The organism is Streptomyces sp. NBC_01235 (assembly GCF_035989285.1).
GTDB lineage: Bacteria > Actinomycetota > Actinomycetes > Streptomycetales > Streptomycetaceae > Streptomyces.
In genome coordinates this window covers 6,349,992-6,376,470 of record NZ_CP108513.1, presented here as the reverse complement: position 1 = coordinate 6,376,470, position 26,479 = coordinate 6,349,992, and the positions used below count along the sequence as shown (strand labels likewise).

Genomic DNA, 26,479 nt, shown 5'->3' with positions numbered 1-26,479 from the left:
GACACCTCAGAAGGTTCCTGTGAAGTTTCCTTCAGAATCGAACGAGTAGTGCACCTTGCTCCCACCTGTGACATTGACGTCAGGCCGTACGATTCGCACGTTCCCGGCAGTGTCAAGCGTCTCGTGCCAGATCCGAGTGGAATCCGTCTTGGGGTCCCATTCACGTACAAGGCGGCGGCCGACCATTTCGCCAGGATTACGGGCTGGCGTGACATTCCCGTAGAAGCGAATCCTCCCACCCTCAAGCACCTTTATCCCGCCCTTGCCGTACTTCTCGCCTTGCGAGTAGAAGCGCTTCAGTTGCGCGGAATTCATGGCATCGCTTGCACCACTATTGCAGTTGTGAACGAGAATCGGAGTTTCGCCCGCCAGCACATAGTACGTGTGGATGTCGGCGACGGTGAGGTTGTGCACTGTGGCCGGCTGGGTCCAGCGCTGGACCGCGGTGACGCGGACCACGGCCTTGGTGGAGGCGTGGAGGTGCTCGCCGGCGGCCAGAGCGGTGGCATCGATCCATTCGTCGAGTTCCGGGACCCAGAACGGGTGTCCGTCAGTCGCGGTGACCGTAGCGGTCAGTTCCTTGCCGTCGACCTGATGGTCAGGGTGATCTTGACCAGGTGCTTCAGGCCCTTGCCGGTGATCTCGGCGGTGACCGTCTTGACGGTGGTGCGGCCCGTCTCCGGGTCGGTGGCGAGGACCTTGTCTCCGGTCCTCACGTCCTCGATGGGCTTGGTGGTGCCGTCGGCCATGAGGACTTCGGTGCCGGGGACGAAGCTGTTGCAGGGTTTCGCTTCGCTGCCACTGGCCCCGCCGAGGTATGCCAGCAGGGCGGTGGCGACGACGTCACGGATGACGTTGCCGCGTGCGACCGCCGCTGCCTTCTGGTTGCACTCCTCGGCGTTGTAGACGCAGTAGGTGGCCGCGATCTCCTTGGCCTTGTCGACGTCCTTGCCGCCGTGCAGCACGTAGAGATAGGCCTGACGGCAGCCCTCGCGCCCGTAGCAGGCTGAACCCTCCGTAGACGACTCGTAGACCGGGTTGTACCAGAAGTCATCCGTGAACTCCCCGTTCATCCGGGGGGACCAGTACTGGTCGGCCAGCTTGTCGATGTCCTTCGTGACCGGGGTGTTGACGGCTACCCAGTGCTTCTTCGCGGCCCGGGCACGCTTGTGAATGTTGCCGCGGCGGTAGTCGGTCGTACCGGACTTCGCGTCGTAGCCGACTTCCTTCTGGATGCTCTTGCTGCAGTTCGCGAGGGAGTACTCGCAGGAGTTGGGCCTGGAGCCGATCTCCGTACCCGCCGGGTCCGAGTAGGTCAGCGGGTTGTTGTTGGCATAGGTGTAGCCGTTCATCTGCTGCGGGTCGCCGGCCGTGAAGACCGGGTCGACCGACAGGAAGCGGCCGGTGGCGGAGTCGTACTCGCGGGCGCCGAGGTGAGTAAGGCCAGTGGCGGTGTCGGTGGTGCCGCCGACGAAGCCCTTGGTGCCGGTCCAGGTGGTGGGCTCGGTGCCGCGCAGTCCGCCGAACGGCAGGGTGCGGCGCTGGGTCAGCGCCTGGGTGTCGGCGTTGATGGACAGCTGGGCGGTGCCGTGGTGGTCGGCCAGGGTGAAGGAGATGGTTCCGTCGTTGGCCTGGACGGCCTGGTGGCCGCCGCCGAGGTCGAAGTAGCGGGTGCCCTTGGCCGTCGTGGCGCCCTTCGCCAGGGTGACCTCGGTGGTCCCGAGGTAGAGCGTGGTCTCCGTCGGGGTGCGGCCGATCAGACGGTTGCCCCCCGCGTCGTACAGATACTCGGTGACCTTGTCGCTGCCGCCCTCCACCGGCTGGGTGACCTTGGCGAGGTGGCCCTCGGCGTCCCAGTCCAGGGTCTGGGAGGTGCCGTTGCCCAGCAGCCGGGTGTGAGTGTCGCCGGACTCGTCATAGGTGAAGCTGTCGGTGGACTTCACCGTGCCGGTGGTGGTGTCCACCGAGCCCAGCGTGTGCGGCCGGACCGCGCCCGGATCGGGGTAGTGGTAACTGCGGCTGGTGTCCGAGGCTCCGGACGTGATGGCGTGCTGAGTCTCGGAGAGCCGATTGCCCACCTTGTCGTAGCTGTACGACGTCCAGTACGGGGCAGGGCCGCCCAGGACGGCGCTGGTCGGTGTGGTGGCGCAGCTGGTGGTCGGCTGGGCCCACGCCTCGGTCAGCCGGCCGAGGTAGTCGTAATTGAAGCACTGGTTGTCGGTGCCGGAGCGGGAGGTGTCGGAGACGGACAGGACGTTGCCGGCCTCGTCGTAGGAGTAGCTGTTGGACTGGTCGACGCCTGCGATGTCCTGGCGGTCCACCCGTGAGGTGGCCAGCCTCTGGGTGCCCCACTGGTAGGTGTTGGTCTCGAGCGTGGCCTTGCCGCCGTTCGCGGCCATGGAGTACTGCAGCGGCTTACCGACGTAGCTGTAGGCCGTCGTGGCGGTCAGGTTCTGCGGGCCGCTGACCTTGACGGGCCGCAGGGTGCCGTCCTCGTAGGTGTAGACGACGTTGTTGGCTGCCAGGTCACCGGCCTTGGGGTAGCCGACGCCTTGCACGGTGCCCGAGGCGTTGTAGCTGGTCGTCGACAGGTAAGTGCCGGCCAGCGCACCTTCGGCCGACGGTATCGTCACGGAGGTACGCAGCGGCCGGTACTGGCGGTCGTAGGAGACAACGCTCGACTTGTACTCCTGGGTGCCGACGTAGCGTGAGCTGGACGCGAGCTGGCCCTTGGCGCCGGTGACCGTGTCGTAGACCCACTTGGCGCGCAGGGCGCCGGTCGAGGAGCTGTCTCGCAGCTCGGTCCGGCGGCCCAAGCCGTCGTAGACGGAGGCGAGGACCGCGCCGCGGGCGTCCCTGGTGCTGGTGACCTGGGAGCGGTCGTCGTACTCGTTGTGGCCGGCGCCCTTGTCGGGGTCGGTGGTGTCGGTGAGCCGACCCATCAGGTCGTACGTCCACGTCCAGGCGTTGCCCGCCGGGTCGGTGACCTTTGTCTGTTCCCCGCGGGGGCTGTAGCCGTAGGTGGTGGTGTCGTAGGCGGCGCCGGCGTCGCGGGAGTGCAGCAGGCGCAGTTCCGTGGTGCGGCCGCGGGCGTCGGTGACGGTGGTCTGCGCGGTGCCGCCGACCGGCGGGATGACCGTGGTGCGGTCGCCGCCGTAGATCGTCTTCGTGACGCCGAGGACCGCTCCGCCGTCGCCGTTGCCCGCGATCTGCCGCGACTCGGTCACCCGGCCCAGACCGTCATAGGTGTAACGGTTCTGAGTCTCCACGCTCAGCGCGTCCGCGGGCTTGAACAGAGTCGCCGACGGTGCGGTGGTGTCGGTGTAGTAGGTGGCGAACTCCTTCGCGGTCAGGCCGCGTTCGTCGTAGAAGGTGTCCGCAAGAAGGGTTTTGCCGTTCGGGCCGGGGGCCTGCGTCTGGCGGGGCCGCAGGAATCCGTCGTAGAAGGCGTACGAGGTGTCCTGCGTCCCCGAGTTGCCGATGGTCTTGGTAGCCACGACGACCGGCTTGTTGTCGGTGATGGTGTAGCTGAACTCGTAGCTCGGGGTCTGGCTCGTGGTGCGGTCCGCCTGCCACACCTTGGCGGTGCGGCCCAGCGCGTCGTACGCGTAGGTGACGACCTTGCCGTTAGTGTCCGTCTCCGTGAGCGGCTGGCCGCGCAGCGTGTCGTAGGCGGTGGTCGACGTCTGGGTGGTCGTGCTGTCCCCCGGTGTGGCGGGCGGGGTGGTCACCGAACTGCTCGTCGGAAAGCCGCTGGTCGGGTTGTACGCGGTCGTGGTCGTTCTGCCATCGGCACGGACGGATCTGGTGAGCGCGCCCGCGGAGGTGACCGTGACGTCGGCCGTCAGGTCGTTGGTGGTCAGCGCCCGTCCGTAGCCGTCGTAGGTGGAGGTGGACTCCAGGTAGAGCGCGCTGGAGCCGCTGTACGTCTTGAGTTTCGCGGTTCTGGTGGCGTCGCCCTTCGTCGCCGCGGCGCCGTACGCCCCGCCGTCGTAGGCGGTACGGGTGTCGGAGATGACGTCGGCCGGGCGGCTGGTGGTGGCGTCGCACGCCTTGGCGACCGTCTCGACCCGGGCGGGGGCCTGCACGGGAACGCTGCCGGCAACGTAGGTGGTGCGGGTGCACTGGTCGTCGGCCGCGGTCGTCGTGTCGCCCAGGTCCTCGGTCTGAGTGACCAGGCCGGTGGTGGCGTCGTGGGTGTCGGACGTCGAGGTGGTCTGCCACTTGGCGCCGGCGCCGTCGTCCAGCGACGTCCACGACTTGGTGGAGGCGTTGCCGGTGAGGTTGGCCGTGACGGTGCCCCAGGTGCGGACCTTCTTCGCGGTCTCCTTGTACCAGGGCCGGCTCACCGACTTGGAGAGCACCTTGCCGCCCGGCCCGGAGTAGGTGACGGTCTTGTAGGCGAACCCGGCCTGCGACTCGTGGTCGGTGATCGGGTCGCCCTCACCGGAGTCGAGGGTGACCGACACGCTCTTGGCGCCGCCGGAGGTCGTCTTGCGGTCGCCGTCCATGCCGCGCAGGAAGTAGGAGTCGGTCTGCGTCTTCATCGCCGACGCGCCGCCCTGACCGCCGGTGCGCACCCGGACGTGGCCGTAACCGCGCCACTGCGACCAGGTCTTGGACTTCTCCTTGGTCATCCCGTCGTCATCGTCGTAGTGCCAGGCCGCGCCGTCCAGGTAGTCGTACATGGTGACCTGGTCCGGGGCGCCGCCGGTACGGTCCGTCGAAGTGACCGTGTCCACCACGTACTTGTTGAACCACTGCCGGTCCGGGTCGACGGTCGCGCTGCCGCCGATGTACTGCGGGAAGCAGCGGGTGGTGTTGGTCTCCGGGGTGGGCAGCGCGGCGGCGTCACAGACCGGCGCCGAGTAGCCGACGTCGATCTGGCCGCCCGACTCGTCGGAGACGGTGGACAGCCGCGCCTTGATGTACGGGGCGTAGCCGTCGCCGATCTTGTCCAGCCGGTTGGCGAGCTGGGTGTAGGCGAAGGTGACCTTCGGCAGGGTGATCGAGGAGGTGCCGTCGTAGCCGGTGTGCTGGACGGAGTCCAGCAGCAGCTGGTAGTCGGTGTCGGCCATGCCCCACCGGTGGGTGAGCTTCCAGCCGTCGACGTTGCTGTAGGAGCCGGACACCAGGACCTGGGTGGTGACGCTCGTCAGACGCTTGCGGGTGAAGAACGCCGGGGAGTACCGGCCGTTGTCGCAGTCGGTGCCCGCCTCGCAGTTCAGGTCCCACGGGGTGTCGTACCAGTACTGGGAGTCCGTGGAGATGGACGAGCAGGTGGTCGAGCTGTCGGCGATGCACCGCTCGCTGTTGGTGAAGTTCACCTTGGCCGGCGCCTTCGTCGAGTACATGGCCGTGGACTTCAGGCCGTACTCGATGCGGTCCAGGGTGCCGCCGCGGACGTAGGGGGTGTCGTCGGCCGCCTTGAGGTTGCGGCCGTAGGAGTTGGTCTCCTTGTCGTAGTAGTACGCGACCGCGTTGCCGTGCGGGTCCACGACGTAGTCCAGGTTCCAGCGCCAGCCCTGCTGGCACCAGGACGCCGCGAACGTCGAGGCGTTGCACGGCTCGTCCGTGTTGTTGCCGAAGACCGGTACCGTCCACGTCGAGTCGGTGGTCTCGTTGCCGCTCGCCCAGCCCGGAAGCCGGTTGTAGCCGAAGAAGTACTGGGTACCGTCGGGGGTCGTCACCCGCCAGTACTCGTCGTTGCGGGCCCCGTTGGAGCGCACGTCGGAGGTGGAGCCGTAGATCCGGTCGATCTTCGTGCCGTCGTCGTTCTGCAGCTTGAAGGAGTTGGTGCCGTTGGGCACCAGTTCGCCGCCGGAACCGTTCAGCGACAGGGTGGCGTTGTCGTACGCCCAGCACAGATCGCCCGGCTTGTTGCCGTCGGCGTTGGTCGCGCCGTCGTCCGCGCACCCCTTGTAGCTGCGCTCGATGAAGCCCGGCGCCAGGTCGAAGCCGTCACCGACCCACGACGCCTGGTTGTTGGTGTTGCCGGTGCGGCCGTCGACACCGCCGGAGGAGTACGACAGCCCGACCTGTGGAGTCAGCCCGCCGGGCACCTGAGGCACCGCCATGTCGTAGGCCCACGCGAACGAGCCGCTGCTCAGATCCGTGTCCCAGGTCGACGAAGCGGCCAGCGACGTGGCCTTGTAGTCGCCCTTGTCGCTGCCGGCCGAAGCGGTCGCCGCCAGCACGGTCGCGGTGCTCGCGCTGAGGGCGACCGCCTGCGTGGTCAGCGTCTGCTTCTCGGTGTCGTTGACGGTCTGCACCGGCTGGGTGGTACGGCACTGCGCCTTCTGCGGCGTCGTCAGCGCACACGCAGGCAGCCTGACCAGGGTGAGCCGGTCCGCGTAGCCGCCGCCGTACAGGCCGGCGAAGGAGGAGTAGTCCAGCCCGGCCCGCACTGTGCCACCGCGCTGCGTCGCGCCCGGCTGGGGAGTCAGTGTGAAGACCGGCCCGTCGGCACCCGTCTTGCTCGCCGCCGCGCGGGACAGCATGCTCACTGTGTAGGTGCCGGTGGCTGCTTCCGTGGACCGCTTGACCTTGGTGTCGAGGGTGAGTGGCAGCCCCTTGACCCGGGTCGCCTCCTGGCGCAGCGTGACCGTCGCCGCGCTCGTCTTCGGCCAGCTGGTGGCCGGTGCCTCGGCGGGGGTGCGGAGGCCCTTGGTCACCTTGCGGGGGACCGCCTTGCCCGCCGGGCCGCCGGCGACCGGGGACTCGGCCTGCGGCAGCGCGGGCTTGGTCCAGCCCTGCGCGACGGCGGGCACGCCCGACGCCTGGAGCAGGGTCGCGGTCAGCACGGCGGCCGTGGCCATGGCTATACGGCGCCATGGCCTGGCTGTTCTTGCTCGTGGTCTGGTCTTCATGGGGGTCTGTCTTCCTCCCGTTGAGTGCTCCGCGGGCAGCGGGGTGCCGCGCACGGCGGAGCGAAGCAGATGGCCGGGGAACGGGCCGGCCGCGTGCGGCGGCCGGCCCGTTACCCGTGGCGGTGCCGATCAGTCGCCGCTGGGGACGGTGGTCTCTACGCCCGGCGTGCCGAGGACGAGGTAGTCGATCTGGGTCTCGTTCAGCGCGCCCTGGAAGACCCAGACGTCGGAGAGCGAACCGGGGAAGTACTGGCCGGACGTGCTTCCGGACGTGTCCCGGCCCAGCTGCAGGGTCTTCGCGGCCTTGTAGGTCAGTACGTCGTCCGACCACGAGACGGTGTCGGTGCAGCTCGCGTCGTCCTGCACCCCGTCGTCGTCGGCGTCGGCGCAGGCCGTCTCCTGGAGCTCGCCGTTGACGTAGAGACGGATCTCCTTGGAGAAACCGTCGTAGACGAGAGCCACGTGGTTCCAGTCGGTGGGCGTGTAGAACATGCCGTTGCCGATGTCGGAGACCGTGGCGGAGTCGCTGTCGGAGTCGGCCGTGGCGATCCGCCAGCGGCCCGGATCGGTGGCCGGGGTGGCGCTGGGCTCGTAGCGCACCGCGAACGCGCTCTTCTTGGCGCCCGGAGCGCTCATGACGGTGACCGGACCCGTCGGGACGGCGGCCGTCTGGACGAAGGCGCTGACGGTGAAGCTGGCGCTGGTGTCGACCGGCACCACGGAGGCCGCCGCGTAGTCGTCCGTACCGTCGAAGGTGACGGTGCCGTCGACCCCGCCCAAGCCGGCTTCGACCCCGCCCGAGCCTGCCTGGGCGCCGTTGTACAGGGTCATGGCGTTTCCGGAGGACGAGGCATCGGGGGAGGTCAGCGGGGTGCCGGTGGCCGTCTCGAACTTCCAGCGGCCCTTGACCACCGCGCGCTGCTTGAACAGCTGCTGCACCTCACCGGCGGACACCGGCCGGTCGAACAGCCGCACGTCGTCGATCTGGCCGGGGAAGAACGAGGTGGGCACGCCCTGGAACGCGCTGGCTCCGATCTGCACCGCGCCCCCGGCGTACCAGGTCGCGGGCAGGACGGCGGTGCCGGCCAGGGTCCCGTTGACGTACAGCGAGAGCGTGTGGGCCACGGTGTCCTGCACGCCCACCAGATGGGTCCACTCACCCCCGTAGGCGGTGGTGCCCGTGGGCTGCATGGCCCGCGCCACAGTGGAGTCGGCGGTGTCGGCGCTGTGCTGGTTGAACGCCCACCGGTCATTGGAGCTGGAGTAGTACAGCTCCGGCCCCGTCACCACAGCGCCGATCTGCGAGGCGACGGTCGCGGCGTGGGTCGGTTTGGTCTTCGACAGCTTCACCCAGGCCGATACGGCGAAGCTGTACGAGGTGTTGACGTGCGGGCTGCCCGTGATGGCGTAGTCGTCGGTGCCGTCCAGGGTCAGTGCGTTGCCGTCCACCCCGGCGGCGCCGGTCGTGGCGCCGCCCTTGAGGACCGCAGGGTTCACATCCGCCCGGCCGCTCAGCGCGGTCGCCTCGGCGGTGTCCTCCATGTGAAACACCATGCGGGCGGGACGGCCGGCGCCGACCGAGTTCGAGCTGTAGAGGCTCGAGACCTCGGCGGTGGTCAGCGGCTTCTCGAAGGTCTTCACCTCGTCGATGACGCCGGGAAAGGGCGACGTCGGCGTGCCGCCCAGGAAACTGCCGCCGATCACCATGCCGCGCCGCGCGTTCCATGGCGTGCTGTAGGCCGTTGTCCCGGCCAGGGCGCCGTTGACATACAGCTTCAGCAGCTTCTCACTGGCGGAATAGATGCCGACCAGATGGGTCCACTCGCCCGCTTTGACTCCACCCGCGGCGGCCTGCATGGCCTGGACGGGGGTGCCGGTGGCGGTGTCGGCGGTGTACTGGGTGTACACCCAGCGGTCGTTGCCCTTGGAGTAGGACAGCTCGAAGCCCGGCTTGTTGTTGCCCCGTTGGGAGGCGACGACCGCCGCACCGGTCGGCATGGCGGACAGCTTCACCCAGGCGGACACGGAGAAGCTGACGTCGGTGTTGATGGTGGCGATGTCGGTGGCGGCGTAGTCGTCGACGCCGTCGAACTGCACCGCCTTGCCGAACTTGCCCTCCACGTTCGGCGTCGGGCCGCCGTGCAGGGTCGCGGTCTGCTCGGGCGCGCTGCCAACCGCCTGGGTGGCGCCGGCCGCCTCGTCCATCGACCAGTCGGCACGCTCCAGCTGCCCCGACTTAACCCGGAACTGGTAGGTGCGGATCTCGGAGGCGTTGCCGGCGGTGTCGAAGGACCGTGCGGTGAAGGTGTTGAGGCCCGGCTTGAGCGGCAGTACGGGCACGGTCCTGGCCGCTCCGGCCGAGGTGGCGACCGTGTTGGCGGAGACCGGGTCGCCGTTGATGCCGAACCAGTACTTCGTCACGTCGGAGACGGCGCCGGTGATCACGAAGTTGCCGTACTGGCCTACTCCGTCGTACCAGGGGTCCTCGGGGTCCTCGGGGTTCGAGGCCGGGTAGATGGCGGAGGAGATGGCGGGTGCCTTCGGCACGCTGGTGTCGTACACGAAGTAGCAGCCGGTCGCGCCCGTGGACGACCACGGTGAGTACTGGGCGCCGTCGTAGGAGCGGACGTACCAGTTCACCGTCTTGTTGGTGGGGATCGAGGACGGCAGGGTGACCACGAAGTCGGATCCGGACTTCTTAGCCGTCGTCAGAGCAGCCTTCCAGCGGGTGATCACGCCCTTGCCGTCGCCGGTGTCCCAGCTCGCCGCGAACTGTACGGAGACGGAGTCGCCGTCGGGGTCGGTGACGTCGTTCGCGTAGATCTTGCCCAGGGTACGTACCCGCGCGGCGCTGGCGGCTGCCTTGCAGGATCCGCCGTACTCCATGGTCAGCTGCGACGTCTTGACCTGCGGCGGCGGACGGTTGTATTGAACTCGCAGATAGGCGTCGTCCGAAAACCGCTTCCACGCGTATCCGTCGGTCTCGCTCGCGGCCTTCATGCCGAAGGTCATCGTCGACCACTTCTTGTCCGCCGCCTGCTGCACCGCGGACTTCACGTCGAACTCCGCGTCCTTCGCCGCGCAGCCGGTGTAGCCGTAGGCGAAGGACGCCGTCCTGAGGTGATCGACCCAGAAGCCGGATGCGTTCTGCGAGTTCCAGGTTGTCGACGAGGAGATGTCCTTGGTACGCCACAGCTCCACGCCCCGGTCCGCGCACGACGCCGACCAGGTGTTGCGGACCACGAACTCCGCCTGCAGCACGGTCCGGCCGGCGAACTTCGAGGTCGGGATGCGGTAGAAGAGCCGCTTGGTGTCGTACGGCGCGCAGTAGGACCAGTTGCAGTACCCGAGGCCCGCGTCCGCGTCGCCGTTGAACTTCCACTGCGGCGACGACGCCCAGTACTTGGAGGCCATCGTCCACGCCGAGGCCTTCGGGGAGTACCACTGGGGATCGATGAACACGGGATACACCGTGTCCTTGCCTCTGAGCACATCTTGGTCCGGCGTCAGCACCAGGGCGTTCTGCGCGGGAGAAACGTCCACTCCGACCGGCGCCACATTTCCGGATTCCGCGGCGACTGCCTCGGACTCAGTAGGGCCGGTGGTGGCGGTGGCTGCAGAAGCGGCCGGGGCAGCCGTGGTGTCGGTACCGGCGGCCGCTGCTGCTGAGCGTTTCGAGGTACTCGGCGACGCTGTGGTGGCTCCAGTGACGGACTGGGACGCCGTCGCGGTGCCGGGCGCCTGGTTGCTGGAGTCCCACATCACGGGGCGAGGGGCCTCGAAGACCGCGCTCCCGGCACCCTTGTCGATCGCCGCCAGGCCACCGTCACGTGTCTCCTCGACCCGCATGCCGTCGGCGTCCAACTTCAGCCGCAGCTTGCTCAGTTCAGTGCTCGCCGCAGCCTCAGGCGACTTGACGACCAGGAGTTGGGTAAAGCCGTCCTGCTGCGCCGTCATCCGCAGGTCGACGTCGGGCAGCACGTCCGGGTAGGTGACGGTGTTCCCGTTCAGCTCCGGGGCGGGCAGCTTCTCCGGCCAGGACAACGCCAGTTCACGGCCGTCCTTCATCATCCGCACCAGCGGGGACGAACCCCCGCCGGAGAACGTCAGGCCGACCGTCGTGGCCTTCGGCGCCACCGTTCCGTTCGCGTCACGGGTCAAGGTAGTGTCGATGGCCCGCCACGCGCCGTCCACCCGAGTGCGCACCGGACGCAGATGCTCCCGCGCCTCCAAGTGCCCCTCCGGGGTGGCGTACACCTCGCTGCTCTCACCGCGCAACGAGATGATCTCCACCGGCTTACCCGTGCGCGCGGCCTTCGCCAGCGCCTTCGCGTCCTCGCCCGCTCCATCGTCTCCGGCGGCCTCGGACGCCCTGCCCGTTGCAGCAGTTCCGACGGCCTTGATGGCATCGCCGGCCGAGGCGTCGGCTCTCTCGCCGGCACTGCCATGGCACCGTTGGATGCGCTCGCGGCCAGCACTAAGGCCGCGGAGAGCACCACGCCGACTGTGTGCAGCCGACGTCTCCCCCCGTACGTATTCATGTGTACTGCTCCCCCACCAGGCCGCGTTGGACTGTGCCTGGATGTCTTCGATCAAACGGTCAGGCCGCAACATATGGGCAGAACAAGCCCGTTAACCAGAGACTCACAAGCGGACAAAGTCCACAAGATCCACTAACCAAGGGAAGCCAGGCGTGAAATACTTCACGTTTACTCCACAAATTCCCCAAGGTTGAGCACCGATGTCTCATTTGTCATGCACTCGCCGGATCAACCCCTGGACGGCAAGCAATCGTCCCCGACTTCGCCAACTGGCCGATCCGGCCGTTAGCGACCTTGAGCGCATGATGGCGTCACGGTGATGGAAGGCGAACTCCGGTGCCGGTGAGGCAGCCGTAGAGTGCGTCGCTGCGGTCCTGAGTATGCGTGGGCCCTGCATGACAGCAGCCATGAGGTCCTGGGGATCGGCGAATGCGCGGCATCGCCCGCCTCGCACCGGTAAACGCCCACGCCGGCCCGCCGGGCGGGGCGAGGACGGCAACACGGCCGGCACGGTCGTAAGTGCAGGCGGTCTTCGGCGGGGGTGTCCGTTGGGGAAGCTGGTCGCCGACGGCGACCAGCAGCAGTGCGGCGGTCCTGACCACGACTTTCGGCATCGAGGTCAGGCGTCTTCGAAAGAGGGTGGTTCTCCAGCGCGGCTGTGGTGGAGGTGGCGTAGACGAACTACAGCATCCGCCAGCCACTGGTCGACGGCGTGGCCTCGTACGTCGAGGCCGTGGCCGCCGAGATGGGCCGGTGGCGTGCTGCGGCGGCCAGGGGCTGCTGGGGGCCTTCTCCCAGACCATCTTGGCGGTTGCGAAGCCGGACGCGCCGGATCGCGGACAGGGTGAGGTCACCAGTCAACGCCTCACCGGCCAAGTCCGCGGCCAGGCTGACGCGCACTGGGCCAACGGGAGCAGGCCGGGCAACGGCCTGGCGCAGCCACTGCCGACGAAGATCCGCCGACGAATCCGCCGGATCGACAACGAAACCGAACTGGAGCATCAGATCCGTTGGAGGTCTCTCGCACTCCTGCCGGTCCAGTGGGAACGGCCCAGCGCGATCATGGACTTCCAGGATCTGTTCCCCTTGAAGGGGATCTCGAAGATCCGAGAAAAAAGCCATCCCCCAAGCACCGAAACCGGCAGGGCCACGATGAGCGTGAACCCGAATGTGGGCAGGCCGGGCGATACGAAATGCGGGGCCACTCGGCGAATCACGGCCATGACGATCGGCAGATGGATCAGGTAGAGGCTGTAGGAGAAGTTACCGAGACTCCGAATGGGCCGCGCGGTCAGGAGCCGCACGAGGATGGCGGGTCTGCCGGTGGCAACCGCGGCAATCAGCATCGTCATGGCGGGAGCGATGGCGAGATCCACCCAGAAGTAGTGGTGCACCGTCCAAACAGAACCCCGGACGACGCCGAGAGCCAGGACGGGCATGGCGGCCAGGACGGCGAACCATCCCCAGGGCAGGCGCCGGACTCTGTCCGACGCGACCACGATTCCCGCGCCCACCATGCCTGCGACGAACACGGGAGCGAGATGTGGAGCGAGCCAGTTGTCGCCCTCCACCGGGGTTGCGCCTGCCGCCATCAGGCCACGGGCGATGACCGGAAGAGTCACGCACGCGACCAGGACCGCTGCGCTCCATCGCCGCCGGACGAACAGGAGAAGGGGAAAGAGGAGATAAAGCTCGGCCTCAACTCCGATCGACCAGAACGCGCCGTTCGGTGTCGGGGCGGTGAACATGTCCTGGCCGAGCAGGCCGTACACCAGAATTGACGAGCCCGTAGGTGGTCCGAAGTGCGAAGCCGGCACCACGAACCAGGAAATGATCAGGCTCATGACCAGCGCTGCCCAATACGGAGGCAGGATGCGCCAGGCGCGTCGGCGCAGGAACTGGGCGACGCCGCCCGACCGCCAACCGTGACGCGCCGGGGAGATCGCCAGGGAGAAGCCGGACAGCACCAGAAAGAAGACGACGGCAAGACGCCCGAACATCAGCCCATCCAGCCATGGAGGCGCCGAACTGTCGGGATACCCCGGGAACGTGTACAACCAGCAGTGGAACAGCACCACATACAGTGCCGCCAAGCCGCGGAGACCATCCAGACCCAGCACCTGCCGACGGACGTGTGGTCCGCTCGCCCTCTCCTCCTGCCCCGCTGGGGCGGCCAAGTCGAGAGTGCCACTGACCGGACGGCTCGAATCCACTGAAATCGTTCAGCCCTTTCCGCACCGCGTCTACAGCACGCCGCCGACGCCTCGACGGTCGCTACACGATGCAACCCACGACAGGCACCTGCCCGCCGACCCGTTTCCCTGGTAGTACGCCGGGCGCCGCGATGCCACCCACCGTGACTGATACGTGGCGTCCGGCTGAGCAGTTCAACAGACAAGCCGAGATCTTCATCTCGTCATGGTGAACCTCCGCTCGCGGAGGAAATCCCAGCCGGGCAGCATCCCGCTCGACGAGACGCACGCCCACACGCTCGGGGTTGCCGTGGACAGGAAACTGGGCACCACCCGCGCCAACAGGGCCCACAGGTTCCCGAATATCGGGGTCGCGTCCCCTGTCGTGCACTTGATAGGACGCCACGCTCACAGCCATGATCATTACCAGACCGAGTCGGACATGAAACTTGTCAGGACCGGACAGTTCCAGCCGTTACCGATCACCCCATCGAAAATGGTCGCGTTTCACGCGTCGCCCCAGGGGTAACGATGGGTCCCTGATGGGGGGTCACGCACGCCTGTCCACCGGTTGTCCACCAAAACCCAATGCGTATGCCGGACTCAGCCCTCCCAGATGAGCAAAAGCCCAGCTCAGAGACTCGGACCGTCAATACGGTCACGGAAACCACACCTCCGACCTACGCATTACGATGCACGGACCACAAGTGCCCGATTTGCCAGAATGCCAAGGTCAACAAAACCAGAAAACCCCAGGTCAAAGGCTTGACCTGGGGTTCACTATGGAGCCGCCTTCGGGATTCGAACCCGAGACCTACGCATTACGAGTGCGTTGCTCTGGCCATCTGAGCTAAGGCGGCGCGCTGTCCGCACCATGGTGCGATCAGCAACGTCGGTAAGTCTACACAGTTTCCGGGGGTGCTCCGAACACACCCCGGAAGCGCCGCTTCCGGGGCTGACAGCGGCGGCTACGTGCAGCGCTTGCCCTCCGCCGGCGGTGTCCCGTGGAGCAGGTAGGTGTCGATCGTGGAGTCGATGCAGGCGCTGCCGCGGCCGTAGGCGGTGTGGCCGTCGCCCTCGTAGGTGAGGAGACGGGCCGAGGCGAGCTGGCGGGAGAGGGAGCGGGCCCAGCGGTACGGGGTCGCCGGGTCGCGGGTGGTGCCGACGACGACGATCGGGGCGGCGCCCCTCGCCTCGATGCGGTGTGGCTCGCCCGTGGGCCGCACCGGCCAGTACGCACAGTTCAGGGAGGCCCAGGCGAGACCCTCACCGAAGACCGGGGAGGCCTTCTCGAAGGACGGGAGTGCCTTTTCCACCTGGTCGGGGGTGGCGAAGGCGGCGGGGAGGTCGAGGCAGTTCACGGCCGCGTTGGCGGCCATCAGGTTGGCGTAGCGGCCGTCGGCGTCCCGCTCGTAGTAGCTGTCGGAGAGGACGAGCAGGCCCGCGCCGTCGTTCTCCTTCATCGCCGAGGTCAGCGCCTCGCGCAACTGCGCCCACGTGCTCTCGTCGTACATCGCCGCGATCACGCCGGTCGTGGCGAGGGCCTCGCCGAGCTTGCGGCCGTCCGGGTCGCCGGTGGGGATCGGTTGCGCGTCGAGCTTGCGGAAGAAGGCCTTGAGGTTCTCGCCGACCTTGGCGGGAGGGGCACCCTTCCCGCCGAGCGGGCAGTCGGGCTGGCGTACGCAGTCCTTCGCGAACGACTGGAACGCCGTCTCGAAGCCCGCCGTCTGGTCCAGGTTCAGCCGGCGGGCGGGCAGCGACGGGTCCATCGCGCCGTCCAGGACGAGCCGGCCCACCCGGTCCGGGAACAGGCCCGCGTACGTCGCCCCGAGGAACGTCCCGTACGACGCCCCCACGTAGGTCAGCTTCCTGTCGCCCAGGACCGCCCGCAGGATGTCCATGTCACGGGCCGCCTCCACGGTGGAGACGTGTCGCAGCAGCCGCGGCGAGTGCGCGCCGCATCCTTGCGCGAACTCCTTGTACGCGTCGACGAGTTCGCCGGTCTCCCGCTGGCCGTCGGGGGTGGTGTCCGTCTGCGCGTACGCGTCCATCTCGCGCCCGTCGAGGCACTCCACGGGCTCGCTGCGGGCCACGCCCCTCGGGTCGACGGCGACCATGTCGTAGCGGGCGCGGATCTCGGCGGGGTAGCCGATGCCGGCGTACTGCTGGAGGTAGCCGACCGCCGAGCCGCCCGGTCCGCCCGGGTTCACCAGGAGCGAGCCGAGCCGCTTGCCCCGGCCCGTCGCCTTCTTGCGGGCGACCGCGAGCCGGACGTCGCCCGCGCCCGGCTCGGCGTAGTCGAGCGGCGCCTTCATCGTGGCGCACTCGAATCCGGTGACCCCACAGCCGCGCCAGCTCAACTTCTGCCCGTAGTACGGCGATAGCCCCGACGGCGTGGCCCGCGGAAGCGCGGCGAGCGCCGCCACTGCCGTCGAACCGGCGGAACTCGTCGACCCCTCGGCGGAGCAGCCGGAGACGAGCAGCGCGGCGAGGGAGAGAAGGGTGACGCCGGTACGGAGCCTGCGGGGGGAACGCCTGAGGTACATCCAGCGAGCGTAACTCTGCGCGACGGCATGAATGCCGTACGCACGTGAACCGCCACGGACGAGTTACCCCGTCAACCTGCCGCGGAACGTCACCCCTCGCCATCACCCGGCCTTCGCCCCACCGGGCGACGTCAGCCCGCTCTCAGCGCCATCGTCATCGCCTCCACCGCCAGCAGCGGAGCCACGTTGCGGTCGAGGGCCTGTCTGCACGCGGCGATGGCCTCGATGCGGCGGAGGGTGGTCTCCGGTCTGGTGCCGCGGGCGAGCCGCTCCAACGCGTCCTCGGCGTCCGCGTTGGCGATCGCGACGCGGGAGCCGAGCTGGAGGGCCAGGACGTCGCGGTAGAAGGCGGTCAGGTCGGTGAGCGCGAGGTCGAGGCTGTCACGCTGCGTACGCGTCCTGCGGCGCTTCTGCTTGTCCTCCAGGTCCTTCATCACGCCCGCCGTGCCGCGCGGCATGCGGCCGCCCTGGGACGCGCCCATCGCCGCCTTCAGCTCCTCGGTCTCCTTCCCGTCCATCTCCTCCGCGAGCTGCTTGGCGTCCTCGGTGGCCGCGTCGACCAGCTCCTGGGCCGCTCTGAGGCAGCCGCCGATGTCGTCGACGCGCAGGGGCAGCTTCAGCACGGCCGCGCGGCGCTCACGGGCGGCGGGGTCGGTGGCCAGGCGCCGGGCCCGGTCGACATGCCCCTGCGTGGCCCGCGCGGCGGCCGCGGCCACGGCCGGCTCGATGCCCTCGCGCCGTACGAGCATGTCGGCGACGGCGTCGACGGAGGGCGTGCGCAGGTTCAGGTGCCGGCAGCGGGAGCGGATGGTGGGCAGCACGTCCTCCAGGGAGGGGGCGCACAGCAGCCAGACCGTCCGCGGGGCGGGCTCCTCGACCGCCTTCAGGACGGCGTTGGCGGACTTCTCGTTCAGCCGCTCGGCGTCCTCGACGAGGATGACCTGCCAGCGGCCCGTGGCAGGCGACGTGTACGACTTGCGGACCGTGTCGCGCATGTCCTCGGCGAGGATCTGCGAGCCGACGGCGGCGACGGTGCTGACATCGGCGTGAGTGCCGATGAGCGCCGTATGACAGCCGTCGCAGAACCCGCAGCCGGGGGCACCGCCGAGTGCCCGGTCCGGGCTCACGCACTGCAGCGCGGCGGCGAACGCCCTCGCCACCTGGGCGCGGCCGGCACCGGGCGGGCCCGTGAACAGCCAGGCGTGTGTCATCTTCGACGCCTCGGGCGGCGGCGTGGCGGAGGTGGCCGCGGTGACGAGCGCGTCGGCGTCCCGAGCGGCAGCGGCCAGCTGCTCACTCACCTTCTCCTGGCCGACGAGGTCGTCCCACACGGTCATGCGTCACGCCGCCCTTTCGTCACGTTTCGCGTTGCGGGTTCCATTGTGCGGGGAGCCACTGACAATCGGGCGGCGATCAAGAGCCCACGGGCCGGCGGTCAAGAGCCCAGGGGCCGGCGGTCAAGTGCAAGGGCCGCAGAACGCTCAGCGCCGACGCCCCCGGCCGCCGCCCCGGCCCTCGTCGTAGCCGTCCTCGTCCCGGTGCGGTCCCAGCAGTTCGTCCGCGAGCGAGGGCAGGTCGTCCAGCGGGGTCTCCTCGGCCCAGTCCGACCGGGGGCGCTGGCGGGGCGTGCCCTCCTCGTCGACCTGCGGCAGCTCGCGCGTACGGTCGTCGCCCCCGTCCGGCCGCGACCCGCCACTCCTGCCGCTCTCGCCCCGCTCGTCGCGGAAGTACCCCGGCGGCACCCGGTCCGAAGGGCTCTCGTCCCGCACCGGAGGCAGTACGGCCGTCTCGTCCTCGGCGCCCTGATCGCGCACCGATGGCAGAACCGCCGTCTCGTCCGCCGCTCCCGTCGGCATCGAAGGCTGCGGCAGCTCGGCCGTCACCTCGGCGTCTGCTCCCCCGGCGGAGCCCGAGGGCTTCCCGGAAGCCTTCCCGGACGGCCGGGAGGACTGCGCCTGCGGCTGCTCGGGCTCCTTGTCCATCCGGATCGGCGGCAGCACCGCCGTCTCGTCCACCGGCCCGCCCGACGCGTTCGTCGGGGTCACCACCGGCGTCGGCACGGTCACCGCCTCCGGCGGGACCGCCGGGGTCGCCGGAGCCGTGGCCGCGGTGGGGCGCGGGGGCTTCGGGCCGACCTGCGCCGCCGCCGCTGCCTGCTCCGCCGCGCGCCGGGCCGCCTCGGCCCGCAACAGCGCCTCCTCAGCCTTGCGCTGCTTCTCCAGGCGCAGCGCCTCGGCCTCGGCGCGCAGCCGCGCCTCCTCCTCGGCCTGCTTGCGGCGCCGCTCCTCCTCCGCCTTGCGACGGGCCTCCTCCTCGGCGCGGGCCTTCTCCTCCGCGAGGAGTCGGACCCGCTCCTCCTCGGCACGCCTGCGTGCCTCCTCGGCGCGCAGCCGGGCCTCTTCGGCCTGCCGTTCGGCCTCGCGCCGCTGCGCCTCCTCCAGCTCGCGCCGCTTGCGCTCCTCCTCCTCGGCGCGCAGCTTGGCGAGCTGCTCCTGGCGCTCGCGCTCCAGGCGCTCCTCCTCGGCCTTGCGGGCGGCCTCTTCCTCGGCCTTGCGGCGGGCCTCCTCCTCGGCCTTCTTGCGCGCCTCCTCCTGGGCCTTGATCTCGGCCTCGGACAGGGGCAGCAGCTGGTCGAGCCGGTGCCGGACGACGGCCGTGACGGCCTCGGGCTCCTGGGCCGCGTCGACCACCAGGTAGCGGCCCGGGTCGGCGGCGGCCAGCGTGAGGAAACCGGAGCGCACGCGCGCGTGGAACTCGGCCGGCTCCGACTCCAGCCGGTCCGGGGCCTCCGTGAAGCGCTCGCGGGCGGCCTCCGGGGACACGTCCAGCAGGACCGTCAGATGCGGCACCAGGCCGTTCGTCGCCCAGCGCGAGATCCTTGCGATCTCGGTCGGGGACAGGTCGCGGCCGGCGCCCTGATAGGCGACGGACGAGTCGATGTACCGGTCGGTGATCACGACCGCGCCACGCTCCAGGGCGGGCCGCACGACCGTGTCGACGTGCTCCGCGCGGTCCGCCGCGTACAGCAGCGCCTCCGCGCGGTGCGAGAGGCCGGCGCTGGAGACGTCCAGCAGGATCGAGCGCAGCCGCTTGCCCACGGGCGTGGCCCCCGGCTCGCGTGTGAGGACGACCTCGTGGCCCTTGGCCCTGATCCACTCGGCGAGCGCCTCGGCCTGGGTGGACTTGCCGGCGCCGTCACCACCCTCCAGGGCAATGAAGAAGCCGTGCCCGGCCGAGGTCTGCACCGGGTCGTCGCCGCCCAGCAGCGCGTCCCGCAGGTCCTGCCTCAGCGGGACGCCGGAGCGGTCGTCGACCTTGGCCAGCACCAGTGCGGCCACCGGCAGCAGCAGCGCGCCGACCAGCATCAGCGTGAACGCGGCTCCTCCGTGTGCGAACACGAACTTGCCGTTCTCCAGCCGGTGCGGCCCGATGAGCGCGGCCACCAGCGGGGCGATCACCGCGGCGAGCGCCACGAGGACCCGCACCACCGCGTGCAGGTGTTCCGTCGTCCGCGTGCGGCGGTGTTCCTCCGTCTCCTGGTCGAGCAGCGCGTGCCCGGTGTTGGCGGCGACGCCCGCGCCGACGCCGGCCAGGGCCACGATCAGCAGCACGCTGGTGACGTCCGGGACCAGCCCGGCGGCCAGCAGTGCCACGCCGGTGAAGGCGATGGCCAGTGCGAGCAGCCGCCGCCGGGACAGCGTCACCAGCACCTTCGGTGCCGTACGCACACCGACGACGACGCCGCCGGTCAGCCCGAGAACGAGCAGCCCGTACAGCACCGGGCCGCCGCCCAGGTCCTTGGCGTGCAGCACGGCCACGGCGACGGCGGCGGAGATCGCCGCGGCGACGGCGGCGCAGGCGAGGACCAGCAGCGGGATCGCGCCCGTGCGGCCCGCGTCGACTCCGGTGGCGGTCCTGGGGCGGCGCAGTCCTTCGAGCGGCGACCGCGCGCGGGGGGTGCGGACCGAGGGCAGCTCCAGGAACGTCACGATGGACAGGGACCCGGCGAACAGCCCCCCGGCGACGTACGAGGAGAGGGCCGCCTGGTGCTGGCCGAACCAGTCGATCCCGGCGCCCAGGAGATTGTTGAACAATGCCGCGACGACCAGGGTGGCCGCACCCAGCGGGATCGTCACAAAACCCGTGCGCAGAAACAGGCGGCGCAGGGCGTCCATGTGGTCCGGCAACGGGCGTACGGTCGCGCCCTCCAGGGGCGGCGCGGGCAGCAGGGCGGGGGCCGCGCTCTCGCGGGCGACCGTCCAGAACCGCTCGGCGACCCCGGTCACGAAGACCGTGACGAGCAGCAGGGCCAGTGCGTCGTCCGGCATCCAGTCGATCCACAGGGGCGCGACGATCAGCAGCGCGGCGCGCAAGCCGTCCGCGCCGACCATGGTCCAGCGGCGGTCGAGCGGGCCGTCCGGTGAGGTCAGTGAGGTCAACGGGCCCAGGAGGACGGCACCGAAGAGCAGGGTGGCCAGAATGCGCACCCCGAAGACGATCGCCACTGCGAACGCCACGCCCCGGTAGCCGCCTCCGAAGGAGCCCTCGGCGATGGCCGCCTGGAGGACGAGGAGGACGAACACCAGGAGTGCGAGGGCGTCTCCCACACCGCCCACCAACTGCGCGCTCCAGAGCCGTTTGAGCTGTGGCTCGCGCAACAGGGCGCGCACGGCGCGCTCACGGGAGTCCGCCACCAGGGCGTTGTCCGGGGCCGGGTGGTGGGCCGTTGGCTGCTCGGCTCGCGTCATGCATTCAGCCTATCGGCCGCGGCTGACAGTCCGAGGCCCCCGTCCGCACGTACGACCGCCCCGACACCAAAGTGATGCCGGAGCGTTCGTTTCGCGAACTCGCCGTGGAGGAGCCGTGGCTCGGCTCAGCCGTCGATCAGTCCTCCGACGAGGACGGGGAAGCCGTCGCCTTCTTCGCGACCGTCTTCTTCGCGGTCGTCGTCTTCTTCGCCGTGGTCGTCTTCGCGGCGGTCTTCTTGGCAGCGGTCTTCTTGGCCGGGGCCGCCTTCTTCGCCGTCGCCTTCTTCGCGGGCGCCTTCTTGGCCGTCTTCTTGGCCGGCGCCTTGGCGCGCTTCTCGGCGAGCAGCTCGAAGCCGCGCTCCGGGGTGATCTCCTCGACACTGTCGCCGGAGCGCAGGGTCGCGTTGGTCTCCCCGTCGGTGACGTACGGTCCGAAACGACCGTCCTTGACGACGACCGGCTTTCCGCTGACCGGGTCGGCGCCCAGCTCCTTCAGCGGCGGCTTGGCGGCTGCCCGGCCCCGCTGCTTGGGCTGGGAGTAGATCTCCAGCGCCTCGTCGAGGGTGATCGTGAAGAGCTGGTCCTCGGTCTGCAGCGACCGCGAGTCCGTGCCCTTCTTCAGGTACGGCCCGTAGCGGCCGTTCTGCGCGGTGATCTCCACGCCCTCCGCGTCGGCGCCGACGACACGCGGCAGCGACATCAGCTTGAGGGCGTCCGCCAGCGTGACCGTGTCCAGGGACATCGACTTGAACAGCGAGGCCGTACGCGGCTTGACGGCGTTCTTGCCGGTCTTCGGGGTGCCCTCGGGGAGCACCTCGGTGACGTACGGGCCGTAACGGCCGTCCCTGGCGATGATCTGGTGGCCCGACTCCGGGTCGGTGCCCAGCTCGAAGTCGCCGCTCGGCTTGGCGAGCAGCTCCTCCGCATGCTCGATGGAGAGCTCGTCCGGGGCCAGATCCTCCGGCACGTCCGCGCGCTGGTGGCCCTCGGAGTCCTTCTCGCCGCGCTCGATGTAGGGGCCGTAGCGCCCGACCCGCAGCACGATGTCGTTGCCCACGGGGAACGACGACACCTCGCGCGCGTCGATCGCGCCCAGGTCGGTCACCAGCTCCTTGAGGCCGCCGAGGTGGTCCCCGTCACCGTTGCCGGCCTCGGCCGCACCACCGTGGCCCGTGCCCTCGCCGAAATAGAACCGCTTCAGCCACGGCACGGCCTGCGCCTCACCGCGGGCGATGCGGTCGAGGTCGTCCTCCATCTTGGCGGTGAAGTCGTAGTCGACGAGCCGCCCGAAGTGCTTCTCCAGGAGGTTGACCACGGCGAAGGACAGGAAGGACGGCACGAGAGCCGTGCCCTTCTTGAACACATAGCCGCGGTCGAGGATCGTGCCGATGATCGACGCGTACGTCGACGGGCGGCCGATCTCGCGCTCTTCGAGCTCCTTGACCAGGCTGGCCTCGGTGTAGCGGGCCGGGGGCTTGGTGGCGTGCCCGTCGACCGTGATCTCCTCGGCGGACAGCGCGTCGCCCTCGCCGACCTGGGGCAGGCGGCGCTCGCGGTCGTCCAGCTCGGCGTTCGGGTCGTCGGCGCCCTCGACGTACGCCTTCAGGAAGCCGTGGAAGGTGATCGTCTTGCCGGAGGCGCTGAACTCGACGTCCCGGCCGTCGGCGGCCGCGCCGCCGATCTTCACCGTGACGCTGTTACCGGTCGCGTCCTTCATCTGGGAGGCGACCGTCCGCTTCCAGATCAGCTCGTAGAGCTTGAACTGGTCGCCGGTCAGGCCCGTCTCGGCAGGCGTGCGGAAACGATCACCCGAGGGGCGAATCGCCTCGTGCGCCTCCTGCGCGTTCTTGACCTTCCCGGCGTACGTGCGCGGCTGGGCCGGCAGGTAGTCGGCACCGTACAGCTGCGTGACCTGGGCGCGGGCGGCGGAGATCGCCGTCTCGCTCAGCGTCGTGGAGTCCGTACGCATGTACGTGATGTAGCCGTTCTCGTACAGCTTCTGCGCGACCTGCATGGTGGCCTTGGCGCCGAAGCCGAGCTTGCGGCTGGCCTCCTGCTGGAGCGTCGTCGTACGGAACGGGGCGTACGGCGAGCGGCGGTACGGCTTCGACTCGACGGACCGGACGGAGAAGTTCGTGTTCTCCAGGGCGGCGGCCAGGGCGCGGGCGTTCGCCTCGTCCAGGTGGAGGATGTTCGCGCTCTTGAGTTGTCCCAGGGAGTCGAAGTCGCGGCCCTGCGCGACCCGCCTGCCGTCGACGGTCTGGAGGCGGGCGACCAGCGACGACGGGTCCGACAGGTCGCCGGCTCGGCCGGTCGAGAAGGTGCCCGTCAGGTCCCAGTACTCAGCGGAACGAAACGCGATGCGCTCGCGTTCCCGCTCGACGACAAGTCGCGTCGCGACGGACTGGACACGGCCGGCCGACAGACGCGGCATGACCTTCTTCCACAGGACCGGCGAGACCTCGTAGCCGTAGAGGCGGTCGAGGATGCGGCGGGTCTCCTGGGCGTCGACGAGCTTCTGGTTGAGCTGGCGCGGGTTGGCGACGGCGGCCCGGATCGCGTCCTTGGTGATCTCGTGGAAGACCATCCGCTTGACGGGGATCTTGGGCTTGAGGACCTCCTGGAGGTGCCAGGCGATCGCCTCGCCCTCCCGGTCCTCATCGGTGGCGAGGAAGAGCTCGTCGGACTCCTTGAGCAGGTCCTTGAGCTTCTTGACCTGGGCCCGCTTGTCGGCGTTGACCACATAGATCGGCTGGAAGTCGTGTTCGACGTCCACACCGAGGCGGCGGACCTCGCCCGTGTACTGGTCCGGCACCTCCGCGGCACCGTTCGGAAGGTCGCGGATGTGCCCGACGCTGGCCTCGACGATGTAGCCAGGGCCGAGGTAACCCTTGATCGTCTTCGCCTTGGCAGGCGACTCGACGATCACGAGTCGGCGGCCGCCCTTCGCGGTCTCGCTGGTCGGGGACAACTTCGCTCTTCTCTCCGGTCGACGCTGGGGCCTCCCCAGGCCTTGCTCCCGGGGTCGGGTCATGGTGACGCTGCGGAGTGTGACGGTACATCCCGCCCCCGTGTCAAACGGGAAAAGCCCGCAACGGCCACTCGAACGGTAACCCGACTACCGCCATTCCTGCCGCCCGGAGTACCGACCGGCCCTTTTCCGTACGACCGGAACGCGTCCTCTCCTTTACCGGCGTGACCACGCTCACCCGGCGGGTAGGGGGTCCGGCGAGCTCCTCGAAGTCTGTCCCGAAGTCTGTCCCGAAGTCGGTCTCGGAGACGGTCGGGAGGTGGTCCGGGAGGCGGCCTGGGGCGGTGGTTTCAGAGACGGGTGAAGCACCAGGTTCCGACGGCCAGCGCGGCGACCGCGGCGACGGTCGCGAGGGTCGCCGATGCGACGGGGCTCACACTTTGGGCCACGGGTTCGCGGTGCCGCACCCGGACCGCGGTCCACATCAATAGCGCGCCCCCGAACAGGGCGAACACCGTTCCCGCGAAGATCGCCGGCCCACTCTCCATGATCGTCCGCGCCCCTTTGCTCCCACTCGCGCATGCCCCAGTCCCGGGAGGCTGTCACGCGCGGGCGGCGTCCCGGCGAACCCGAGGTGAACGCCGGGACCACGGGTGGGGGCGGAGGGTTCGGTGAGCCGTCGGGACCGAGGGCGATCGGCGGCGCGGGCGAGGCCGCGGTCCGGGCGCGGTCCGGGCGGGCGTCGGAGTGCGACGGCCCACACCGAACCGGATGCGGATGTTTTTCAGGTCGCCTCCCCATTGACGGCCGACCCTCCGTACATACGATCTTGCTCTTGTCGCTCTCTCTGCCGGATCCGGGACCATCCTGATCCCACCGGGTCACTCCGCCGGTTCGAGGTCACTCCGCCGGTTCGAGGAATCCCTGCTCCACCAGCACGCGGATCTGGGCCGGAGTGCGGTCCCGCAGCAACACCGGATCCTCACCCACCAGTTGCGCGATGGCGTCGAGAATCCGGCCGGCGCCCAGCGAGCCGTCGCACACGCCCGCGAAGCCCGCGCCGACCGTGTCCACCTTGGTGGCCCGGCGCATGCCGCGGTGCTGGCGCAGCACGACGTGCTCCGGGTCCTCGGCTCCGGGCAGCCCGACCTGCTCCTGGACGACCTCCGTGACCAGCCGGAAGCGCTCGGTGAGCAGGGCCGCGTCGTCGTGCGCGCGCAGGTAGTCGAGCCGCTCGAAGTGCGCCACGACCGTGTCGCCCAGCGGCTGTTCGACCGCGTGCGGCCACTCCTCCACCGTGATCACGGGCTCTGCGGCCGTCGTTCTGCGCAGCGTGATCCAGCCGAAGCCGACGGCCTTCACCTTGCGCGCCTCGAACTCGTCCAGCCATGCGTCGTAGCGCGCCTGGTACTCGGCCTGGTCGCCCCGGTGGTCACCGGCGTCCCTCAGCCAGAGCTCGGCGTACTGCGTGACGTCCTGCACCTCGCGCTGCACGATCCAGGCGTCGCACCCGCGTGGCACCCACGACCTGAGCCTGTCCTGCCAGTCCTCCCCTTCCACGTGCTGCCAGTTGGCGAGGAACTGCGCGAACCCGCCCTCGTTCAGCCGTTCCCCCGCCCCCTGAACGAGCGAGCGGCACAGATCGTCCCCGCCCATCCCGCCGTCCCGGTAGGTCAGGCGGGCGCCGGGCGAGATCACGAACGGTGGATTCGACACGATCAGGTCGTACGTCTCGTCGTCCCGGACCGGCTCGAAGAGCGAGCCCTCGCGCAGGTCCGCGGCCGGGGCTCCGGACAGCGCGAGCGTGAGCGCGGTGATGTGCAGGGCGCGCGGGTTGAGATCGGTCGCCGTCACGCGCGTGGCGTGCTGGGCGGCGTGCAGCGCCTGGATGCCGGAACCGGCGCCGAGGTCGAGGGCGGCGGAGACGGGCCTGCGGACGGTGATGCCGGCCAGGGTCGTCGACGCGCCGCCCACGCCCAGGACGACGCCCTCGTCCTTGTTGCCGATGCCGCCGGCGCCGCCGACCGCGCACCCCAGGTCGGACACGATGAACCAGTCCTCACCGTCCGGCCCGCCGTACGGCCGTACGTCCACGGTCGCGGCCACCTCGTCCGCACCCGTGGGGACGAGCCAGCCGCTCTCCACACACGCGCGTACGGGCAGAAAACCCGCCACGCGCGCGTGCGGCACGGGCTGCTGGAGCAGGAAGAGGCGGACGAGCGTCTCCAGCGGCGTTTCCCCGCGGGTCGCGCGCAGTGCGGGCACGGTCTCGCTGCGGGCCAGGGCCGCGTAGGCGGGGGCGCCGAGCAGTTCGAGGAGACCGTCCGCGGTGAAGGAGGCCGCGAGCAGGGCCTCGCGCAGCCGCGCGGCGACGTCGAGGCGGTCGGCGGAGGGCAGGGGAGACAGGGTGGCGTTACTCACGCCCCCCATTGTCTCCCGTCACCCGTCCCGACGGGTGCCTTCGTCCGGCCGCGCACGGCCTCAGCCCGTCGCCGCCCGGCCTCGGCCTCTTGTCGCCCGGCCTCGGCTCAGGCTCGTCGTGGCGCGGTCTCGGCTCGTCGTGGCGCGGTCTCGGCTCGTCGTGGCGCGGTCTCAGCTCGTCGTGGCGCGGT

General features: G+C 69.7%; 11 protein-coding genes and 1 tRNA gene. All 12 read right to left on the bottom strand.

Going from position 1 to position 26,479, the window contains the following annotated elements:
• Nucleotides 1–6: 6 nt before the first annotated feature.
• Nucleotides 7–576, bottom strand: a complete 570-nt coding sequence (locus OG289_RS28520; RefSeq protein ID WP_327320825.1) for a polymorphic toxin-type HINT domain-containing protein — start codon at nucleotides 574–576, stop codon at nucleotides 7–9.
• Nucleotides 573–6,818, bottom strand: coding sequence for an RHS repeat-associated core domain-containing protein (locus OG289_RS28515; protein WP_327316900.1), 6,246 nt, complete (start codon nucleotides 6,816–6,818; stop codon nucleotides 573–575). Before OG289_RS28515 ends, OG289_RS28520 begins: the two co-directional genes overlap by 4 nt.
• A 180-nt stretch (nucleotides 6,819–6,998) precedes the next feature.
• The gene (locus OG289_RS28510; protein WP_327316899.1) at nucleotides 6,999–11,162 is read right to left on the bottom strand and encodes a LamG-like jellyroll fold domain-containing protein; all 4,164 of its coding nucleotides are present in this window, start codon (nucleotides 11,160–11,162) and stop codon (nucleotides 6,999–7,001) included.
• A 929-nt stretch (nucleotides 11,163–12,091) separates the two neighbouring features.
• The gene (locus tag OG289_RS28505; RefSeq protein ID WP_327316898.1) at nucleotides 12,092–12,310 is read right to left on the bottom strand and encodes a hypothetical protein; all 219 of its coding nucleotides are present in this window, start codon (nucleotides 12,308–12,310) and stop codon (nucleotides 12,092–12,094) included.
• Nucleotides 12,311–12,411: 101 nt separating this feature from the next.
• Nucleotides 12,412–13,530, bottom strand: coding sequence for an acyltransferase family protein (locus OG289_RS28500; RefSeq protein WP_327316897.1), 1,119 nt, complete (start codon nucleotides 13,528–13,530; stop codon nucleotides 12,412–12,414).
• 855 nt (nucleotides 13,531–14,385) lie between these two features.
• Nucleotides 14,386–14,462 (bottom strand) — tRNA-Thr (locus OG289_RS28495).
• Nucleotides 14,463–14,570: 108 nt separating this feature from the next.
• Complete coding sequence (locus OG289_RS28490) at nucleotides 14,571–16,148, bottom strand: alpha/beta hydrolase (RefSeq protein WP_327316896.1); 1,578 nt, start codon at nucleotides 16,146–16,148, stop codon at nucleotides 14,571–14,573.
• A gap of 131 nt (nucleotides 16,149–16,279) precedes the next feature.
• Complete coding sequence (locus tag OG289_RS28485) at nucleotides 16,280–17,485, bottom strand: DNA polymerase III subunit delta' (RefSeq protein WP_327316895.1); 1,206 nt, start codon at nucleotides 17,483–17,485, stop codon at nucleotides 16,280–16,282.
• A gap of 144 nt (nucleotides 17,486–17,629) precedes the next feature.
• Nucleotides 17,630–20,896 carry a dTMP kinase gene (gene tmk, locus OG289_RS28480; protein ID WP_327316894.1) on the bottom strand — a complete coding sequence of 1,089 codons (3,267 nt, stop codon included), beginning with the start codon at nucleotides 20,894–20,896 and terminating at the stop codon, nucleotides 17,630–17,632.
• Nucleotides 20,897–21,032: 136 nt separating this feature from the next.
• Nucleotides 21,033–23,867 (bottom strand): type I DNA topoisomerase, encoded by a 2,835-nt coding sequence (gene topA, locus OG289_RS28475; protein WP_327316893.1) that lies wholly within the window; start codon nucleotides 23,865–23,867, stop codon nucleotides 21,033–21,035.
• A 350-nt stretch (nucleotides 23,868–24,217) separates the two neighbouring features.
• Nucleotides 24,218–24,415, bottom strand: a complete 198-nt coding sequence (locus tag OG289_RS28470) for a hypothetical protein (RefSeq protein ID WP_327316892.1) — start codon at nucleotides 24,413–24,415, stop codon at nucleotides 24,218–24,220.
• Nucleotides 24,416–24,767: 352 nt separating this feature from the next.
• Complete coding sequence (locus OG289_RS28465; RefSeq protein ID WP_442818966.1) at nucleotides 24,768–26,297, bottom strand: DUF7059 domain-containing protein; 1,530 nt, start codon at nucleotides 26,295–26,297, stop codon at nucleotides 24,768–24,770.
• Between the last annotated feature and the right edge of the window lie 182 nt (nucleotides 26,298–26,479).

Excerpts from the sequence above, each read along its gene's own strand:
- OG289_RS28465 (WP_442818966.1), bottom strand. The coding sequence starts at position 26,297 with ATGGGGGGCGTGAGTAACGCCACCCTGTCTCCCCTGCCCTCCGCCGAC.
- OG289_RS28470 (WP_327316892.1), bottom strand. The coding sequence starts at position 24,415 with ATGGAGAGTGGGCCGGCGATCTTCGCGGGAACGGTGTTCGCCCTGTTC.
- tmk (WP_327316894.1), bottom strand. The coding sequence starts at position 20,896 with ATGACGCGAGCCGAGCAGCCAACGGCCCACCACCCGGCCCCGGACAAC.
- OG289_RS28515 (WP_327316900.1), bottom strand. The coding sequence starts at position 6,818 with ATGGCCACGGCCGCCGTGCTGACCGCGACCCTGCTCCAGGCGTCGGGC.
- OG289_RS28490 (WP_327316896.1), bottom strand. The coding sequence starts at position 16,148 with ATGTACCTCAGGCGTTCCCCCCGCAGGCTCCGTACCGGCGTCACCCTT.
- OG289_RS28485 (WP_327316895.1), bottom strand. The coding sequence starts at position 17,485 with ATGACCGTGTGGGACGACCTCGTCGGCCAGGAGAAGGTGAGTGAGCAG.